A 17,327-nucleotide genomic window follows, 5' to 3' on the forward strand; every position below is an offset into this window, starting at 1 on the left:
TACGCAGCTTCATCGCAGCGCAGTCAACAGGGTCTACAACCTGACGTTGAAAGAAAACTGAAGGCCAACAAGGAGCCCCTCATGCAAAAAATTCGCGTTCTTGGTGCCAGCATGGCCCTCGGCGGCCTCGCGCTGCTGACGGGCTGCGTTGGGGTTCCGGGCGATCCGTATTACTCGGGTGGCTACTCGGAGCCGTACTACTCCGATCCATCGCCCGTCGTCGTTTCGCCAGCACCGGTCTACATCCAGGGCGGTGGCTATTACGAGCGTGGCCGCTATTACGACCGTCGCCCTTACTACGGCCGGCCCGGCTATCCGGCTGTGCGTCCGGGCTACCCCGCGGTGCGACCGGGCTATCCGGCCGGGCGTCCGCCGGGCAACTGGGGTGGTGGTGCCCGCCCACCCTCCGCCGGTGGCGGCGTTCCGGGCATCACGCCCTCGCGTCCGCAACAGATGCCCCAGGGTCGCGCGCGGCTTTGGACCTCGCCGGACTCGAAGAACAACCCCGGCGGCATCCCGTGACGATGGTCTGAGCCTGTCGCGATAATCGCGCGATGGCCATTCGCGAAATACTCAAGATGGGCGACCCCCGGCTGCTGCGCATCGCGCAGCCGGTCGCCGCTTTCGACACCGACGAACTGCACCTCCTGGTGCGCGACATGTTCGAGACCATGCATGCCGTCAACGGCGCCGGCCTCGCGGCCCCACAGATCGGCGTGGACCAGCAGCTCGTGATCTTCGGCACCGACATCGTCAACCCCCGCTATCCCGACGCGCCGCCGGTGCCCCGCACCGTGCTGCTGAATCCCGTCATCACGCCCATCGGCGAGGACGAGGAAGAGGGCTGGGAAGGGTGTCTCTCGGTGCCGGGCCTGCGCGGCGTGGTGCCGCGCTTCGCCAACATCCGCTATACCGGCTTCGATCCGTACGGCGACCCGATCGACCGGGTCGCCAGCGGTTTCCATGCGCGCGTGGTGCAGCATGAAGTCGATCACCTGCTGGGCAAGCTTTACCCGATGCGGGTGCGCGATTTCTCGCGCTTTGGCTACACCGAGATCCTGTTCCCGGGCCTCGATGCAGCGGACGACGACTGAGCGAAGGCGCTGTCGTTACCTGTTGCTCAGGCCGAAGCGGCCGCCGCCCGTGAAGGCCAGCGAGATCGCCGCGAACAGGAACATGCCCTGCAGTTCCAGCGCCCAGCCGCCCTGGCCGTTGATCGCGCCCAGGTCCTTGCGGTGCACCAGCCAGATCGCCACCAGCATGTTGATCGCCACGATCACCGCGGCCGGCCGCGTGAACAGGCCCACGATCAGCAGCGCGGGCGCCAGGATCTCGCCGACATAGACCCCATACGCCAGGAAGGCCGGCAGGCCGTGCGAGGCCAGCATGCCGCCGATGCCGTCGACGCCCTTGGTGATCTTGGCCACGCCGTGCAGCAGGATGAGGATGCCCAGCGCGAGGCGCAGAACGAGCTTGCCGGTGTCGTCGGACTTGAACATTGTGTGATTCCTGTTCGGGAGAGTTGATAAAGGGCCGTATGGTATTGCGGTATTGCCGCTGGATTTGGCATATGCATCCAACCGACCCTTCTTTGGCGCGGCCGCGCGACGCCCCGTACACTGCCTTTCGTTGTCTGTTGAGGAGAAACGCACCCATGAAAAACCAGAACCGATTTCGCCCGGCCCTGATCGCCGCCGCCTCCCTGGTCGCCCTTGCCGCCGCAGCGCCGGCCTTCGCGGGCAAGACGCTCGATGCGGTCAAGCAGCGCGGCACCGTCAAGTGCGGCGTGACCAACGGCGTGGCCGGCTTCTCCGCGCCGGACACCCAGGGCAACTGGTCGGGCCTGGACGTCGACACCTGCCGCGCCATTGCGGCGGCCGTGCTCGGCGATGCGAAGAAGGTCGACTTCGTGCCCCTCAATTCGCAGCAGCGCTTCTCGGCCCTGCAGGCTGGCGAAATCGACATCCTCGCGCGCAACACCACCTGGACGCTCACGCGCGACGCCTCGCTCGGCTTCAACTTCACCACCATCACCTACTACGACGGCCAGGGTTTCCTGGTGCCGAAAAAGCTGAAGGTGACGAGCGCCAAGCAATTGAAGAACGCCACCATCTGCACGCAGTCGGGCACGACCAACGAGAAGAACGTCTCCGACTACTTCCGCGCGCAGAACATCCCGGTGAAGACGGTGGTCTTCGAGAGCTTCGAGGCCTCGTTCAAGGCCTTCTTCTCGGGCCGCTGCCAGGCCTTCACGACCGACGCCTCGGCGCTCGCGGGCCTGCGCAACAAGGAAGCGCCGAACCCTGACGACTACATCATCCTGCCCGAGCTGATCTCCAAGGAGCCGCTCGCGCCGCTGGTGCGCCGCGGCGACGACGAATGGTTCGCCATTGCCAAGTGGGTGCCCAACGCGCTCATCGAGGCCGAGGAGGCCGGCGTCACGCAGGCCAACGCCGACGCGCTCAAGGCGAGCAGCAAGGACCCGGCGCAGCAACGCCTGGTCGGCACCGGTGAAGACCTGGGCAAGCTGCTGGGCCTGGACAAGGACTGGTCGTTCCGCGCGATCAAGGCCGTGGGCAACTACGGTGAGGTGTTCGAGCGCAACGTCGGACCGAAGTCGGTGCTCAAGCTGCCGCGCGGCTCCAACAACCTGTGGAGCAAGGGCGGTCTCATCTACGCACCACCCGTGCGATGAGTCGTGAGGGCGCCTCGCGCCGCGGCGCCTGGCTGGCCTGGACCGTCCAGGCGCTGCTGGTGCTGGCCGTCGTGGCCGGCGCCTTCTGGGTGGTGCACCACGCGCTCGACGTGCTGCGCGCGCGCGGCGTTCGCTCCGGCTTCGACTTTCTCACCGAGCCCGCGGGCTTCTCGATCAGCGAGGGCTGGCTCGATTTCGACGCCAGCCAGCCGTTCTGGCGCGCCTTCCTCGCGGGCCTGATCAACACGGTGCGGGCGGCGGTTCCTGCTGCGATCTTCTCGGTCGTCCTCGGCACATTGATCGGCATCGGAAGGCTCGCGCCGCATGTGCTGCTGCGCGGCATCTGCACCGCGTATGTCGAGCTGCTGCGCAACGTGCCGCTGCTGGTGCAATTGCTGATGCTGGCCTTCGCGATGGCGAACCTGCTGCCCGACCCGACCGAGCCGGTGCGCCTCTTGCCGGGCGTGTGGCTCAGCAAGGGCGGACTCAGCGTGCCGTGGCCCGTGGCGGGCGAGGGCGGCTGGTGGCCGACGCATTTCGAGTGGCCTGAGCGCGGCGATTTCGGCGTGAGCGGCGGCGCGGCATTGAGCCCCGAGTACGTGACCATCGTTGCGGGCCTGTCGTTCTATTCGGCCGCGTTCGTCGCGGAGATCGTGCGTGCCGGCATCCTCTCGGTCTCGCAGGGGCAGGTGCTGGCGGGGCAGGCGTTGGGCCTGTCGTCGGTGCAGCAGCTGCGCATCGTGATCCTGCCGCAGGCGCTGCGGGTGATCGTGCCTTCGCTCACCAACCAGCTGCTCAGCCTCGTGAAGAATTCGTCGCTCGCGGTGGCCGTGGGCTATCCGGAACTGGTGTCGGTCGCCAACACCACCATCGGCTCGAACGGCCGCGCCTTCGAGTGCATCGCGATCATCATGGCGGTGTACCTGCTGCTGTCGCTCGCGATCTCCTTCGGCATGAACCGCTACAACGCGCGCGTGGCCCTCCGGGGGTGGCGATGAGGAATGTCGCGCAAGGCCCGATCGCCTGGCGCCGCGAACTCTGGGGTTCGCCGCTGCGCGCGCTGGCGACGCTGCTGCTGATCGCGGTGCTCGCGTGGATCGGCTTTCACATCGTCGACTGGGCCGTGGTGCACGCGGTGTTCCGCGCCGACGCCGAGGCTTGCCGCGCGGTGCAGCACGGCGCCTGCTGGGGCGTGGTGGCCGAGAAGTGGCGGCCGATGCTGTTCGGGCGCTTTCCTTATGAAGAGCAATGGCGCCCTGCCATCGCGGTGGTCGTGCTGTCCGCCGTCACCGTGCTGAGCGCCTGGCCGCGCAGCTGGCGCTGGTGGCTGGTGCCGCTCTGGGTCGTCGCGCTGCTGCTGTTCGTGCTGCTGATGCGCGGCGGCGTCCTGGGCCTGAACCCTGTGCCGACGAGCCGCTGGGGCGGCCTGCCACTGACCATCGGATTGGCGGTCGTGGGGCTGGCGCTGGCTTTTCCGCTCGCATTGCTGCTCGCGCTGGGCCGCCGTTCGGGCTGGCCGGTGGTCCGCACGCTGAGCGCGAGCTACATCGAGCTGGTGCGCGGCGTGCCGCTGATCTCGGTGCTGTTCATGGCGTCGTTCCTGCTGCCGCTGCTGTGGCCGGCGGGCTGGCAGCCCGACGTGCTGGTGCGCGTGCTCGCGGGTCTCACGCTGTTCGTGGCGGCCTATCTGGCCGAAATCATCCGCGGCGGCCTGCAGGCCGTGCCGCGCGGGCAGACCGAAGTGGCGATGGCGCTGGGCTTCGGGCGCTGGCCGGTGCAGCGCGACATCGTGCTGCCGCAGGCCCTGCGGCTGGTCGTGCCGGCGCTCACCAACAGCGTGGTCGGCACGCTGAAGGACACCTCGCTCGTCACCGTCGTGGGCCTCTTCGAGCTGACCGGCGCGCTGGGCCTCGCGCTCGGCGGCGACCCGGTCTGGCGGCCGTTCTACCTGGAGGGCTATCTCTTCATCGCGGCCGTGTACTGGGTGCTGTGCTTCGGGCTCTCGCGCTACAGCGTGTGGCTGGAGCGCAGGCTCGCGAGCGCGCCGACCTGAGCGGCGCCGGCGCGGCGTCAAGGCTTGGCGCGCGGCACCAGTTCGGGGTAGCCGGTCGCCGGATCGTGCTCCCGGGTGAAGCGCCATTCGGGCAGCCAGGCGATCAGGATTTCGGCGGTGGTGCGCACCGTGCAGCCCGGCGCGACATGGCCGCCGCGCACATGTCCCTGCGCATCCGACACGCTGATGTGCAGGTGCGCGCCGTCCGGCGACAGCGTGCCGGACAGCGTGAGGATTTCGAGATCGCCTTCGAGCACTGCAGCGCTTTCCACGCCGGCATACCGGATGCGCGCGCCGAGGAGGCTGCCGATGCCAGAGACCACGAAAGCCGCTTCGGCGCCACGCTGCTTCAGCGCCGCGTCGAGCGCGCCGCGCAGGTCATCACCCGGATTCAATCGCAGAGCGTGGGCTTCCATGGCCGGCTGTTTTGCCTTCAGCTCGACAGCGCCTTGTCCACCAGCTGCTGCGCCTCTTCGAGGATGCGCGCGAGGTGCTCGGCACCCTTGAAGCTCTCGCCGTACACCTTGTAGATGTTCTCCGTGCCCGAGGGGCGTGCCGCGAACCAGCCGTTGGCGGTGACGACCTTCACGCCGCCGATGGCCGCGCCATTGCCGGGCGCATGGCTCAGCACGGCCTCGATCTTGTCGCCCGCCAGCTCGGTCGAACTGACCTGCTGCGGCGACAGGTTCGACAGCTTCTTCTTCTGCTCGACCGTGGCCGCCGCATCCACGCGGTCGGACACCGGCTGTCCGAGCGCCTGCGTCAGCTCTGCATAGCGCTCGCCCGGGTCGCGCCCGGTGCGCGCGGCGATCTCCGCCGAGAGCAGGGCGGGCACCATGCCGTCCTTGTCGGTGGTCCACGCCGAGCCGTCATGGCGCAGAAAGGTCGCGCCCGCGCTTTCCTCGCCGCCGAAGCCGAGCGACCCTTCGACCAGGCCGTCGACGAACCACTTGAAGCCCACCGGCACTTCGTAGAGCTTGCGCCCGAGCCGCGCCGTGACGCGGTCGATCATCTGGCTGCTCACCACCGTCTTGCCGACGGCCGCAGCCGCCGGCCACTGCGGGCGGTGCGTGTAGAGGTAGTCGATCATCACCGCGAGGTAGCTGTTCGGCTGCATCAGGCCCGCGCTGCGCGTGACCACGCCGTGGCGGTCGTGGTCGGTGTCGCAGGCGAAGGCGATGCCGAAGCGGTCCTTCAGCGCGATCAGCTTGTGCATCGCGTCGGGCGACGACGGGTCCATGCGGATGCGGCCGTCCCAGTCGAGCGACATGAAGCGGAAGGTCGGGTCGACCTCCTGGTTCAGCACCGTGAGGCGCTGCAGCTTGTAGCGCTCGGCAATGGCCGGCCAGTAGTGCACGCCGGCGCCGCCGAGCGGGTCGACGCCCAGGTCGATCTGCACGCCGCGGATCGCGTCCATGTCGAGCACCTGCGCGAGGTCTTCGACGTAGGTATTGAGGTAGTCGTGCCGGTGCGTGGTGGAGGCCTTCAGCGCCTGCGCGAGCGGCATGCGCTTCACGCCTTGGAGCTGGTTCGCCAGCATCTTGTTGGCGGCCGCTTCGACGGCGGAGGTGATGTCGGTGCCTGCCGGGCCGCCGTTGGGCGGGTTGTACTTGAAGCCGCCGCTCTCGGGCGGGTTGTGCGAGGGCGTGATGACGATGCCGTCGGCCAGGCCCGTCGTGCGGCCGCGGTTGTAGACCAGGATCGCGTGCGAGACGGCCGGCGTCGGCGTGTACTCGTCGTCCTTCGAGAGCATCAGCTCGACGCCGTTGGCGGCCAGCACTTCGACCGCGCTGCTGAAGGCCGGCGTGGAAAGGGCATGCGTGTCGATGCCGAGGAACAGCGGGCCGTCGATGCCCTTCTGCTTGCGGTAGTCGCAGATCGCCTGGCTGATCGCCAGCACATGCCATTCGTTGAACGCGTCGTCGAACGACGAGCCGCGGTGGCCCGAGGTGCCGAAGGCCACGCGCTGCGCGGGCACCGACGGATCGGGCCGGCCCGTGTAGTACGCCGAGATCAGGCGCGGCACGTTCACCAGCAATTCGAGGGGCGCGGGTTGGCCCGCGAGGGGATTGGTTTTTTGACTCATTTCTTGGGTGGCCAGTCGTCGAGTTGAATGAGGTCGCCGATGCGTTCGATGGTGATGTCGGCGGGCGCGTAGGCGGCAATGGCCTGCGCATCGAGCGCGTAGTGGCCTTGCCGCACGAAGACGGTGGTGAGCCGCGGCCCCCAGATCGCCTTCATGGCGGAGAGCAGGCGCAGCTTGTCGTCGACCATCACGTAGTGCGCCGCGGGGTGGCACTCCTCGATGGTGTCGAGCATCTGCTCCTTGTGCACGTAGATCAGCACGCGGCCCTCGACCGCATCCCACAGGCCCGAGCGCTGCACCTTGCGCGGCTGGAACACCACATCGCCGTCGGACAGGATCACCGTGGGGCCGTGGCGGCGCAGATGCTTCAATGCATCGAGCGCGCCGGGGTACAGGCGGTCGGCGAAGGGGTAGTCGATGAGAAAACCCGACATCAGCAGCAGCCGCGAATCGCTCATGCCGCGCTTGCTTTCCTCGGCCCGGTAGCGCTGCAATGCGCCCAGGTAATCGACGTAGCCGAGCTCGCTGCGCAGCGTCTCGAAGGCGGTCCAGTAGCGGTTGGCGCTCTCGGTGCCGAAGGCTTGCGCGAGGTGGGCGCGCAGGTCGCCGACGACGCCGTCGTTGTCGAGCAGGGTGTTGTCGACGTCGACCAGGAAAACGGTGTCAGGGTGCTGTGTCATGAGGGGGCGCCCATTGAGCCAGAGTGGGACCGGAGTTGGGCCGGAGCTGCATGCATCGGTTTCAGGATACGCCATCGAAAAGGCAGCACCGATACCCATCGTGAATTAGTTGATGCTTTGCGTATCGCTGGCTTAACCTGTGCGCGGCGTGTCGTTTTTGGCGACTAAGCTTCCACCCAGTTTCAAGGAGCAAGAAAGTATGCGCATGAAGAATGGTCGAAGCTGGTTGTGCCTGTCGGCGGTGGCCTTGATGCTCGCGGGCTGCGCGGCCCCACCGAAGGACCGTCCGCTGACCTCCGAAGTGCCCGAGCCGCCGAGCTTCGCGCCGCCGCCGGAAGCCTGCCAGGCCGCGGCGGTGCGCTTCGGGCTCGGGTTGCAGGCGAGCCAGGCGTTGCTGCAGGAAATGATGCAGCGCGCGGGCGCCAAGACGGCCCGCACCGTGCCGTCGACGGAAACGGCGAGCCCCGCGCAAGACGCCACGCGCCTTAACCTGCAGGTCGAGCCCACCGGCCGCATCGTCGGCGCCTACTGCGGCTGAAGCCGCGGATCAGGTCAGGAGGCCAGCGCTTCCATCAGCTCGGTTTCGATCGCGAGCTGCGTCTTCTGGCCCTGCAGTTCGGGGCCGCTGATGAGGAAGGTGTCTTCCACGCGCTCGCCCAGGGTCGTGACCTTGGCGAGCTGCAGGTTGAGGTGATGGCGCGCCAGCACCCGCGCCACCGAATACAGGAGACCCGCGCGGTCGCTCGCCGAGATGTTGAGCAGCCAGCGCTGCGCCTTGTCGTCGGGCAGGAGGCTGATGCGCGGCTTGATCGGAAAACTGCGCACCCGGCGCGACACCCGGCCCATGCTCGGCGCAGGCAAGGCGCCGGCCTCGGTGAGCGTTTGCGCGAGGCCCGACTCCACCATGCTGATGAGGTCGCGGTAGTGGTCGGGCAGGAAGGTGGTCACGACCTGGAAGGTGTCCAGTGCGTAGCCATTGCTCGTGGTGTGCACCTTGGCATCCAGGATGCTGAACGACGACTGGTCGAAGTAGCCGCAGATGCGCGCGAAGAGATCAGGCTGGTCGGGCGTGTAGACCACCACCTGCAGGCCTTCGCCCACCGGCGAGAGGTGCGCGCGCACGATGGGCGGCGCCTTCGGGTCGACCGGCACCTTCGGCGGCGGCACGAAGCGCGAGAGCTGCTTGGCGTGCCAGGCGATCTCGGTGGCGTCGTGGCGCATGAAGTAGCCGACGTCCAGCGTGTCCCACAGCGCCTTGTGCGCCTCGAAGCGCTGGGCGTGCAGGGCCAGTTGCACCAGCGCCTCGCGCTTGCGCGATTCGACCTCGGCGTCCGGGTCGGGCATGCGGCCGCCCAGGGCGCGCAGCGTGTAGCGGTACAGGTCTTCGAGCAGCTTGCCCTTCCACGCATTCCACACGCGCGGCGAGGTGCCGCGGATGTCGGCGATGGTCAGCAGGTACAGGGCGGTGAGGTAGCGCTCGTTGCCCACGCGCTTGGCGAAGGCGCCGATCACCTCGGGATCGCTCAGGTCCTGCTTCTGGGCCACCTGGCTCATCACCAGGTGCTCGGCCACGAGGAATTCGATGAGCTTGGAATCCTCGCGCGCGATGCCGTGCTGCTTGCAGAAGCGCTGCACGTCGCGCGCGCCGAGCGTGGAGTGGTCGCCGCCGCGGCCCTTGGCGATGTCGTGGAAGAGGGCGGCCACGTACAGGATCCACGGCTTGTCCCAGCCGGCCGCGAGCTGCGAGCAGAACGGGTACTCGTGCGCATGCTCGGCGATGAAGAAGCGCCGCACGTTGCGCAGCACCATCAGGATGTGCTGGTCCACCGTGTACACGTGGAACAGGTCGTGCTGCATCTGCCCCACGATGCTGCGGAACACGCGCAGGTACCGCCCCAGCACCGAGGTCTGGTTCATCAGCCGGAAGGCATGCGTGATGCCGTAGGGCTGCAGCAGGATCCGCATGAAGGTCTGGTGGTTGACCGGGTCGTTGCGGAACTTGCTGTCCATCACATGGCGCGCGTTGTAGAGCGCGCGCAGCGTGCGCGCCGACAGGCCCTTCACGCCAATGGTCTTCTGGTAGAGCAGGAAGGTCTCGAGCACCGCATGCGGCTCGCGCTCGTAGAGGTCGTCGCTCGCGATCTCGATGAGGCCCGCGCGCTCGTAGAAGCGCTCGTTGATCGGCGTGTGCTGCTCGTCGCTCGGCTGCAGGCGCTCGGAGATGTTGAGCATGAGGATCTGGTTGAGCTGCGACACGGCCTTGGCGGCCCAGTAGTAGCGCCGCATGAGCGCCTCGCTGGACTTGCGCTGCGATTCGCTTTCGTAGCCGAAGCTGGCGGCCACGGCGGTCTGCAGGTCGAACACCAGGCGGTCTTCGCGCCGGTTGGCGATCACGTGCAGGCGGGCGCGAATGAGCGAGAGCAGGGCCTCGTTGCGCTTGATCTGCTGCGCCTCGAAGGAGGTGGCCAGGCCGTTCTTGGCCAGGTCGTCCCAGCGGCTGCCATAGCCGGCCGCCTTGGTCATCCAGAGGATGGTCTGCAGGTCGCGCAGGCCGCCCGGCGATTCCTTGCAGTTGGGCTCCAGCGCGTAGGGCGTGTTGTCGAATTTCTGGTGGCGGTGCCGCATCTCCTGCGACTTGGCCACGAAGAAGGCCTGCGGATCGATGGCGCGCGTGAAGCGGCGGCGGAAGGCGACGAAGAGCTTCTTGTTGCCCGCGATCAGCCGCGCCTCGAGCAGCGACGTCTGGACGGTGACGTCCTTTTCGGCCTCGGCCAGGCACTCGTCCACGGTGCGCACGCTGGAGCCGATTTCCAGGCCCGCGTCCCAGCAGTGGCCGATGAAGGCCTCGATGCGGGCCGGGTCGATCTCGCTCTCGTGGCCTTCGGGCGGCAGCAGCAGAAGCACGTCGACGTCGGAATACGGAAACAGTTCGCCGCGCCCGAAACCGCCGACAGCCGCCAGCGTGAGCGAATCGCCGAAATTGGCTTCCTGCCACAGGCTGCACAGCGTCTGGTCGGCCAGCGCCGAGAGCTGACGCAGCACCGTGTGCACGCTGCGCGTGGGGGCGCGCGCAAAGCGCAGGGTGTCGAAGAGGGCGAGCTTCTTCGCGCGATAGGCTTCGCGCAGCGTCGCCACGTCGATCTTGGCTGCTTCGATCACGGCGGGGGCGCGTTGGAACGCGTCAGGTTTTGGTGGAAGTGACGAAGGAGGGCAGCGGCGGGCTGCCTTCCGACAGGGTCAGCACCTCGTAGCCGGTCTCGGTGACCAGCACGGTGTGCTCCCACTGGGCCGACAGCGAATGGTCGCGCGTGACGATGGTCCAGCCGTCGTACTGGCCGCCCTTGAAGTCTTCCTTCACGTCGCGCTTGCCGGCGTTGATCATCGGCTCGATCGTGAAGATCATGCCGGGCTTGAGCTCTTCCATGGTGCCCGGGCGGCCGTAGTGCAGCACCTGGGGCTCCTCGTGAAAGCGCTGGCCCACGCCGTGGCCGCAGAACTCGCGCACGATCGAGAAGCCCTGGCCTTCGGCGAACTTCTGGATCGCATGGCCCACGTCGCCCAGGTGGGCGCCGGGGCGCACCTGCAGGATGCCGTGCCACATGGCCTCGAAGGTGATGCTGCACAGGCGCTTGGCGGCGATGGAGGCGTCGCCGATCACGAACATGCGGCTGTTGTCGCCGAACCAGCCGTCCTTGATGACGGTGACGTCGACATTCATGATGTCGCCCTTCTTCAGGGGCTTGTCGTTGGGGATGCCGTGGCACACCACGTGGTTTACCGAGGTGCAGAGCGACTTGGGGAACGGGACGCTGCTGGCGCCCATGTAGCCCACCGTGGCCGAGGTGGTGCCCTGCTTGACCATGTATTCGGCGGCCAGCCGGTCCACGTCGTTGGTCGTGATGCCGGGCTTGATGAAGGGCGTGAGGTAGTCCAGCACCTCGGAGCCGAGGCGGCAGGCGACGCGCATGGCTTCGATGCCTGCAGCGTCTTTGTAGGTAATGCTCATGCCGGAATTATCCCATCGGAGAATCGGCCTGCCCCCAACGCGGGACACTTCGTGTTCCCGCTGCCCCCCGAGGGGGGCGGCCAACTTGGGGCGGCCCGGCGTTGGCCTAAAATCCCGGGTTAACGCGGATGCCCCCAGTCAGCGGCCATCCGCCTCGATTCCTGATCTCCAACGCGGCCCCCGAGGCCCCACATCGACCGTGACGCAGCCCGCACCTCAAGCCCTTCCCGTCGTAACCCTGTTCGAGGGCGGCAGCGCGCTCAGCGATTTCCGCGCACGGCAGCTGCTGCCCAAGCTGCAAGCCATCGAGCCGCGCATCGAGGGCATTTCGGCCCGTTTCGTGCACCTGGTGGTCACCGACGCCGCACTCGACGCGGCCGGCCGCGACCGCTTCGCTGCGCTCCTGACCTACGGCGAGCCCTTCGAGGCGCCGGCCAAGGCGGGCACCTCGGTGGTCGTCACGCCGCGCCTGGGCACCGTCTCGCCCTGGGCCTCCAAGGCCACCGACATCGCCCACAACTGCGGCCTGGCGCTGCGCCGGGTCGAGCGCGTCACGCAATACCACCTGAAGCTCAAGGCGCCGCTGATCGGCAAGGCGCCCGTCATCGAGGGCGACACGCTCGCTGGAGTGGCCGGCCCGCTGCACGACCGCATGACCGAATCGGTGCTCGCCACCGTCGAGCAGGCGGCCAGCCTCTTCAGCGAACTGCCGGCCCAGCCGATGGCGCAGGTCGATGTGCAAACGGGCGGCCGCGAGGCGCTGGTCGCTGCCAACACCGGCTTCGGCCTGGCGCTGGCCGAGGACGAGATCGACTATCTCGTCGAAGCCTTCACGCGCCTCGGGCGCAACCCCAGCGACGTCGAACTGATGATGTTCGCGCAGGCCAACAGCGAGCACTGCCGCCACAAGATCTTCAACGCCCAGTTCACCATCGACGGCAAGGCGCAGCCCCAGAGCCTGTTCTCGATGATCCGCCACACCGAGAAGCAAAACCCGCAGCACACGGTGATCGCCTATGCGGACAACGCCTCGGTGATGGAAGGCGCGACCATCGAGCGCTTCATTCCGGCCGACGGCTCGCAGAGCTATCAAAAAGAGAGCGCGCTGAGCCATGTGCTGATGAAGGTCGAGACGCACAACCACCCGACCGCGATTTCGCCGTTCCCCGGCGCCTCGACCGGCGCGGGCGGCGAGATCCGCGACGAAGGCGCCACCGGCCGCGGCTCCAAGCCCAAGGCGGGGCTGACCGGCTTCACGGTGTCGAAGCTCTGGCCGGAAGATGGCCACTACGGCAAGCCCGAGCACATCGCCAGCCCGCTGCAGATCATGACCGAGGGGCCGCTGGGCGGCGCCGCGTTCAACAACGAATTCGGCCGGCCCAACCTGCTGGGCTACTTCCGCGAATACGAGCAAGCGGTCGCTAGCGACCTCGACACCGTGCAGCGCGGCTACCACAAGCCCATCATGATCGCGGGCGGCCTGGGCAGCATCGACGCCACGCAGACCAAGAAGATCCAGTTTCCGGCCGGCTCGCTGCTGATCCAGCTGGGCGGCCCCGGCATGCGCATCGGCATGGGCGGCAGCGCCGCCAGCTCGATGGCCACCGGCGCCAATGCGGCCGAGCTCGACTTCGACTCGGTGCAGCGCGGCAACCCCGAAATCGAGCGCCGCGCGCAAGAGGTCATCAACCACTGCTGGCAGCAGGGCGCGGCCAACCCGATCCTTGCGATCCACGACGTGGGGGCGGGCGGCCTGAGCAATGCCTTTCCCGAGCTGACCAACGACGCTGGCCGCGGCGCGCGCTTCGACCTGCGCGCCGTGCCGCTCGAGGAGTCGGGCATGGCGCCCAAGGAAATCTGGTGCAACGAAAGCCAGGAGCGCTACGTGCTGGCCATCGCGCCGGAATCGCTCGCGCAGTTCAAGGCCTTCTGCGAGCGCGAGCGCTGCCCGTTCTCGGTGGTCGGCGTGGCGACCGAAGAACGCCAGCTGCTGGTGGCCGATGAAGGCGCCGCGGTGCAGCCGGTGGACATGCCGATGGACGTGCTGCTCGGCAAGCCGCCCAAGATGCACCGCGACGTGAAGACCGTCGCACGCACCTTCAAGCCGCTCGACCTCACGGGCGTCGATCTGCAGAAGGCGGCCATCGAGGTGCTCGCGCATCCGACCGTGGCCTCCAAGCGCTTCCTCATCACCATCGGCGACCGCACCGTGGGCGGCATGAGCCACCGCGACCAGATGGTCGGCCCGTGGCAGGTGCCCGTGGCCGATTGCGCCGTGACGCTGGCCGACTACAAGGGCTTTGCCGGCGAAGCCATGAGCATGGGCGAGCGCACGCCGCTGGCCGCGCTCGATGCGCCGGCCTCGGGCCGCATGGCCGTGGCCGAGGCCATCACCAACCTGCTGGCCGCGCCGATCGAACTCTCGCGCGTCAAGCTCTCGGCCAACTGGATGGCCGCCTGCGGGGAGCCCGGCGAAGATGCCGCGCTGTACGAGACCGTCAAGGCCGTGGGCCTGGAACTGTGTCCGGCGCTGGGCGTGTCGATTCCGGTCGGCAAGGATTCGCTGTCGATGCGCACGCAGTGGAAGGACGGCGACGAGGCCAAGAAGGTCACCTCGCCCGTGAGTCTGATCGTCACCGCCTTCGCCTCGCTCGCCGACGTGCGCGGCACGCTCACGCCGCAACTCGATGCGCAAGAGCCCGACACCACGCTCGTGCTGATCGACCTGGGCCGTGGCCAGCACCGCATGGCCGGCAGCATCCTTTCGCAGACGCTCGGCCAGAGCGGCGACACGGTGCCCGACCTGGACGACCCTGCGCAACTGGTCGCGCTGGTCAACGCCGTGAACGCGCTGCGCGCAGACGGCAAGATCCTCGCGATGCACGACCGCAGCGACGGCGGCCTGTTCGCCACCGCCTGCGAGATGGCCTTCGCCGGCCACGTCGGCGTGGCGCTCAACGTGGACATGCTGGTCACCGAAGGCGACGGCATTTCCGACAGCCGCATGGAAACCGGCGACGCCAAGAACTGGGCGCAGCAGGTGAGCGCGCGGCGCGAGGAGCTCACGCTCAAGGCGCTGTTCAACGAAGAGCTCGGCATGGTGCTGCAGGTGCGCACGGCCGAGCGCAACGATGTGATGCAGGTGCTGCGCGCGCACGGCCTGAGCGCACACAGCCACTTCGTCGGCAAGACGCGGCCCGTGAGTTCCACCATGGATGCGGGCAAAGGCAAGCTCGAAGTCTGGCGCGATGCCAAGTCGGTGTTCAGCGCCTCGCTGCACGACCTGCATCAGGTGTGGGACTCGGTCAGCTGGAAGATCGCCCGCGAGCGCGACAACCCGGCCTGCGCCGATGCCGAGCACGCCGCGGCCGGCGAGCCTTCGGACCCGGGCATGCATGTGTTCCTGCCGAGCGCACAGCCTGCGGCGCCGGCCATCCTGCTGTCGCGCCCCAAGGTCGCGATCCTGCGGGAGCAAGGCGTCAACTCGCATGTCGAGATGGCTTATGCGTTCACCGAAGCAGGCTTCGAGGCCTACGACGTGCACATGACCGACCTGCAGACGGGCAGGGCGGACCTGGCCAACTTCAAGGGCGTGGTTGCCTGCGGCGGCTTCAGCTATGGCGACACGCTGGGCGCGGGCATCGGCTGGGCGCGCAGCATCACCTTCAACCCGAAGCTGGCCGAGCAGTTCAAGGCCTTCTTCGGCCGCGAAGACACCTTCGGCCTGGGCGTATGCAACGGCTGCCAGATGTTCGCCGAGCTGGCCGACATCATTCCGGGCGCCGAAGCCTGGCCGCGCTTCACCACCAACCAGAGCGAGCGCTTCGAGGCGCGCCTGTCGATGGTCGAGGTGCTCGAATCGCCGAGCCTCTTCTTCGCGGGCATGGCCGGCAGCCGCCTGCCGATCGCGGTGGCGCACGGCGAGGGCTATGCCAACTTCAAGCACCGCGGCGAGGCGGCCAAGGCCATCGCGGCGATGCGCTTCGTGGACAACCACGGCAACGCGACCGAGCAGTACCCGTTCAACCCGAACGGCAGCGCAGGCGGCTTGACCTCGGTGACGACGCCGGACGGCCGCTTCACCGCCGTGATGCCGCACCCCGAGCGCGTGTTCCGCAACATCCAGATGAGCTGGACGCCGGGCGACCGCAACGAACTGAGCCCCTGGATGCAGATCTGGCGCAACGCGCGCCGCTGGGTGGGCTGATCCGGCCCATGCTGGACCTCGATCACCCGCGAAGCCGGCATGTGCTGGAGGCGGCGCGCATCGAGGACCTGGTCCGCAAGCTGCTCCTCGCATGGCGCGAGGATGCAGCCGCTGCTCCGCCGGCGCGCACGCAGATCCTGCAGACGCTGATCCCGCAGCTCGAAGCGCTCAATGCCGCGCACTTCGGTGCCTCGAAAAAGATCTACCGCACGCTCGACGCGTTGGGCCGCGCAGTGCAGGGCGCCGATGCCGACAAGGCGTGGCAGGCGTTCACAGCGCTGGATGGGCCAGGCGACAACTTCGGCACCTGGGCCATCTAGAAAAGAGAAAAAACGCCCATGAAAAAAGCGGCCCATGGGCCGCTTTTTCTCTGGCTGGATCAACTTACTCGACTTTGGCCTTCGCGCGCAGTTCTTCCTGGTACTTCTGCAGGCGCTGTTGTTGCAGCTGCTGCGTGACCTGCGGCTTCACTTCTTCCAGCTTCGGCAGTTGCGCCTGGCGGATGTCGTCCACGCGGATGATGTGATAGCCGAACTGCGTCTTGATGGGCGCCGGGGTGGTCTCGCCCTTCTTGAGCTTGATCATCGCTTCGGAGAACTCGGGCACGAAGTTCGCGGGGTTAGCCCAGTCCAGGTCGCCGCCGTTGGCGCCCGACCCCGGGTCCTTGCTCTGCTTCTTGGCGATGTCTTCGAACTTGCCGCCCTTCTTCAGGTCGGCCAGGATCTTCTTGGCCTGGTCTTCGGTCTCCACCAGGATGTGGCGGGCCTTGTATTCCTTGCCGCCGTTGGCCGCGACGAACTTGTCGTACTCGGCCTTCACGTCGGCGTCGGAGATCGGGTTGGTCTTGCGGTAGTTGTCGAACAGCGCGCGGATCAGGATGGCCTGGCGGGCGAGCTCGAGCTGGTTCTTGTAGTCCTCGTTGGCATCCAGGCCTTGCTTTTGCGCTTCCTGCATGAACACTTCGCGGGCCACGATTTCTTCGCGCAGCTGGCTTTGCATCTCGGGCGTCACCGGGCGGCCCGCGGCGGCCAGTTGCTGGGCCAGGACGTCCATGCGGGCCTTGGGCACCGGCTTGCCGTTCACGATGGCTGCGTTCTGCGCCAGAGCCGCCATGGGAATGGCACCGATCAGCGCTGCGGCCGCTACGGCCTGCAAGATGTGTTTTTTCATGGAATGAATATCAGGCTGGAGAGGAAATGCGCGTGTAGGAAAAGGCGCGTGAAGGAAAGCGGAGAGAGGCGAACAAGAAGGGGAGAGGAACGACGGCTGGGGCATCGCGGCGAAGGCCGCGTGCAACCCCATTCAACCAGTACGGACGACTCAGAGCACCTCGATGGCGATGGCGTGCAGACCCTGTGCGATAAAAACCTGGAGGGCATCATACACAAGCCGATGCCGCGCCACGCGGGGCTTGCCGTCGAACTTCGGGGAGGCGATGCGGACCCGGAAATGGGTGCCGTAGCCCTCCGCATTGGCGCCTGTGTGACCGGCGTGCGCGGCGCTTTCGTCGATCACTTCGAGCTGCGTGGGGGCCAGCGCCTCGTGCAGCGCCGCTTCGAGCGCGGCCACGGTCGGAAGGGGAATGGTCATGCTGGTCATG

16 protein-coding genes are annotated in these 17,327 nt (G+C 67.5%); 8 read left to right on the plus strand and 8 right to left on the minus strand.

Annotated elements, in window-relative coordinates:
- The first annotated feature begins 81 nt into the window (after positions 1–81).
- The gene (locus JC881_RS25635; RefSeq protein WP_198788527.1) at positions 82–522 is read left to right on the plus strand and encodes a hypothetical protein; all 441 of its coding nucleotides are present in this window, start codon (positions 82–84) and stop codon (positions 520–522) included.
- A 32-nt stretch (positions 523–554) separates the two neighbouring features.
- Entirely contained in the window at positions 555–1,094 is a 540-nt protein-coding gene (def, locus tag JC881_RS25640) for a peptide deformylase (protein WP_198788528.1), read from the plus strand.
- Positions 1,095–1,109: 15 nt separating this feature from the next.
- Here def and JC881_RS25645 read toward each other — a convergent pair whose 3' ends face one another.
- Positions 1,110–1,499, minus strand: a complete 390-nt coding sequence (locus JC881_RS25645; protein ID WP_198788529.1) for a DoxX family protein — start codon at positions 1,497–1,499, stop codon at positions 1,110–1,112.
- 155 nt (positions 1,500–1,654) lie between these two features.
- Between JC881_RS25645 and JC881_RS25650 the strand changes: the two genes are divergently transcribed.
- The 3 genes from JC881_RS25650 to JC881_RS25660 are packed head-to-tail and all read left to right on the plus strand — an operon-like array spanning position 1,655 to position 4,748.
- On the plus strand, positions 1,655–2,695 hold the full coding sequence (locus JC881_RS25650) for an amino acid ABC transporter substrate-binding protein (RefSeq protein ID WP_198788530.1): 1,041 nt from the start codon (positions 1,655–1,657) through the stop codon (positions 2,693–2,695).
- A complete protein-coding gene (locus JC881_RS25655; protein ID WP_198788531.1) occupies positions 2,692–3,693 on the plus strand; it encodes an amino acid ABC transporter permease in 1,002 nt (333 codons plus the stop codon). The genes JC881_RS25650 and JC881_RS25655 overlap by 4 nt, the downstream gene beginning before the upstream one ends.
- Positions 3,690–4,748 (plus strand): amino acid ABC transporter permease, encoded by a 1,059-nt coding sequence (locus JC881_RS25660; RefSeq protein ID WP_198788532.1) that lies wholly within the window; start codon positions 3,690–3,692, stop codon positions 4,746–4,748. Before JC881_RS25655 ends, JC881_RS25660 begins: the two co-directional genes overlap by 4 nt.
- A gap of 17 nt (positions 4,749–4,765) precedes the next feature.
- On the opposite strand, the gene JC881_RS25665 is transcribed toward JC881_RS25660, so the two are convergent.
- The 3 genes from JC881_RS25665 to JC881_RS25675 are packed head-to-tail and all read right to left on the minus strand — an operon-like array spanning position 4,766 to position 7,514.
- Entirely contained in the window at positions 4,766–5,164 is a 399-nt protein-coding gene (locus tag JC881_RS25665; RefSeq protein WP_198788533.1) for a PPC domain-containing DNA-binding protein, read from the minus strand.
- A gap of 17 nt (positions 5,165–5,181) precedes the next feature.
- Positions 5,182–6,834, minus strand: coding sequence for a phosphoglucomutase (alpha-D-glucose-1,6-bisphosphate-dependent) (pgm, locus tag JC881_RS25670; protein WP_198788534.1), 1,653 nt, complete (start codon positions 6,832–6,834; stop codon positions 5,182–5,184).
- Complete coding sequence (locus JC881_RS25675; RefSeq protein ID WP_198788535.1) at positions 6,831–7,514, minus strand: HAD family hydrolase; 684 nt, start codon at positions 7,512–7,514, stop codon at positions 6,831–6,833. The genes pgm and JC881_RS25675 overlap by 4 nt, the downstream gene beginning before the upstream one ends.
- Before the next feature lie 205 nt (positions 7,515–7,719).
- Between JC881_RS25675 and JC881_RS25680 the strand changes: the two genes are divergently transcribed.
- Positions 7,720–8,052 carry a hypothetical protein gene (locus JC881_RS25680; RefSeq protein ID WP_233102033.1) on the plus strand — a complete coding sequence of 111 codons (333 nt, stop codon included), beginning with the start codon at positions 7,720–7,722 and terminating at the stop codon, positions 8,050–8,052.
- A 14-nt stretch (positions 8,053–8,066) separates the two neighbouring features.
- On the opposite strand, the gene JC881_RS25685 is transcribed toward JC881_RS25680, so the two are convergent.
- Both JC881_RS25685 and map read right to left on the minus strand, forming a co-directional pair.
- A complete protein-coding gene (locus JC881_RS25685) occupies positions 8,067–10,673 on the minus strand; it encodes a [protein-PII] uridylyltransferase (RefSeq protein WP_198788537.1) in 2,607 nt (868 codons plus the stop codon).
- A 22-nt stretch (positions 10,674–10,695) separates the two neighbouring features.
- Positions 10,696–11,520, minus strand: a complete 825-nt coding sequence (gene map, locus JC881_RS25690) for a type I methionyl aminopeptidase (RefSeq protein ID WP_198788538.1) — start codon at positions 11,518–11,520, stop codon at positions 10,696–10,698.
- A 199-nt stretch (positions 11,521–11,719) separates the two neighbouring features.
- On the opposite strand from map, the gene purL reads away from it, so the two are divergent.
- A complete protein-coding gene (gene purL / locus JC881_RS25695) occupies positions 11,720–15,727 on the plus strand; it encodes a phosphoribosylformylglycinamidine synthase (RefSeq protein WP_198788539.1) in 4,008 nt (1,335 codons plus the stop codon).
- Positions 15,728–15,735: 8 nt separating this feature from the next.
- Complete coding sequence (locus tag JC881_RS25700; RefSeq protein ID WP_198788540.1) at positions 15,736–16,047, plus strand: hypothetical protein; 312 nt, start codon at positions 15,736–15,738, stop codon at positions 16,045–16,047.
- Positions 16,048–16,111: 64 nt separating this feature from the next.
- Here the strand turns inward: JC881_RS25700 and JC881_RS25705 are convergent, their stop codons facing one another.
- Together JC881_RS25705 and JC881_RS25710 are read right to left on the minus strand one after the other, a co-directional pair.
- A complete protein-coding gene (locus JC881_RS25705) occupies positions 16,112–16,897 on the minus strand; it encodes a peptidylprolyl isomerase (RefSeq protein ID WP_198788541.1) in 786 nt (261 codons plus the stop codon).
- A gap of 150 nt (positions 16,898–17,047) precedes the next feature.
- Positions 17,048–17,326 carry a BolA family protein gene (locus JC881_RS25710; RefSeq protein WP_198788554.1) on the minus strand — a complete coding sequence of 93 codons (279 nt, stop codon included), beginning with the start codon at positions 17,324–17,326 and terminating at the stop codon, positions 17,048–17,050.
- Between the last annotated feature and the right edge of the window lies 1 nt (position 17,327).

Origin of the sequence: Variovorax sp. IB41, from assembly GCF_016405905.1 — a bacterium.
GTDB lineage: Bacteria > Pseudomonadota > Gammaproteobacteria > Burkholderiales > Burkholderiaceae_C > Variovorax.

Excerpts from the sequence above, each read along its gene's own strand:
- pgm (WP_198788534.1), bottom strand. The coding sequence starts at position 6,834 with ATGAGTCAAAAAACCAATCCCCTCGCGGGCCAACCCGCGCCCCTCGAA.
- JC881_RS25635 (WP_198788527.1), top strand. The coding sequence starts at position 82 with ATGCAAAAAATTCGCGTTCTTGGTGCCAGCATGGCCCTCGGCGGCCTC.
- JC881_RS25645 (WP_198788529.1), bottom strand. The coding sequence starts at position 1,499 with ATGTTCAAGTCCGACGACACCGGCAAGCTCGTTCTGCGCCTCGCGCTG.
- JC881_RS25705 (WP_198788541.1), bottom strand. The coding sequence starts at position 16,897 with ATGAAAAAACACATCTTGCAGGCCGTAGCGGCCGCAGCGCTGATCGGT.
- JC881_RS25665 (WP_198788533.1), bottom strand. The coding sequence starts at position 5,164 with ATGGAAGCCCACGCTCTGCGATTGAATCCGGGTGATGACCTGCGCGGC.
- JC881_RS25700 (WP_198788540.1), top strand. The coding sequence starts at position 15,736 with ATGCTGGACCTCGATCACCCGCGAAGCCGGCATGTGCTGGAGGCGGCG.
- map (WP_198788538.1), bottom strand. The coding sequence starts at position 11,520 with ATGAGCATTACCTACAAAGACGCTGCAGGCATCGAAGCCATGCGCGTC.
- JC881_RS25710 (WP_198788554.1), bottom strand. The coding sequence starts at position 17,326 with ATGACCAGCATGACCATTCCCCTTCCGACCGTGGCCGCGCTCGAAGCG.
- def (WP_198788528.1), top strand. The coding sequence starts at position 555 with ATGGCCATTCGCGAAATACTCAAGATGGGCGACCCCCGGCTGCTGCGC.
- JC881_RS25660 (WP_198788532.1), top strand. The coding sequence starts at position 3,690 with ATGAGGAATGTCGCGCAAGGCCCGATCGCCTGGCGCCGCGAACTCTGG.
- JC881_RS25675 (WP_198788535.1), bottom strand. The coding sequence starts at position 7,514 with ATGACACAGCACCCTGACACCGTTTTCCTGGTCGACGTCGACAACACC.
- JC881_RS25680 (WP_233102033.1), top strand. The coding sequence starts at position 7,720 with ATGAAGAATGGTCGAAGCTGGTTGTGCCTGTCGGCGGTGGCCTTGATG.
- JC881_RS25650 (WP_198788530.1), top strand. The coding sequence starts at position 1,655 with ATGAAAAACCAGAACCGATTTCGCCCGGCCCTGATCGCCGCCGCCTCC.
- JC881_RS25655 (WP_198788531.1), top strand. The coding sequence starts at position 2,692 with ATGAGTCGTGAGGGCGCCTCGCGCCGCGGCGCCTGGCTGGCCTGGACC.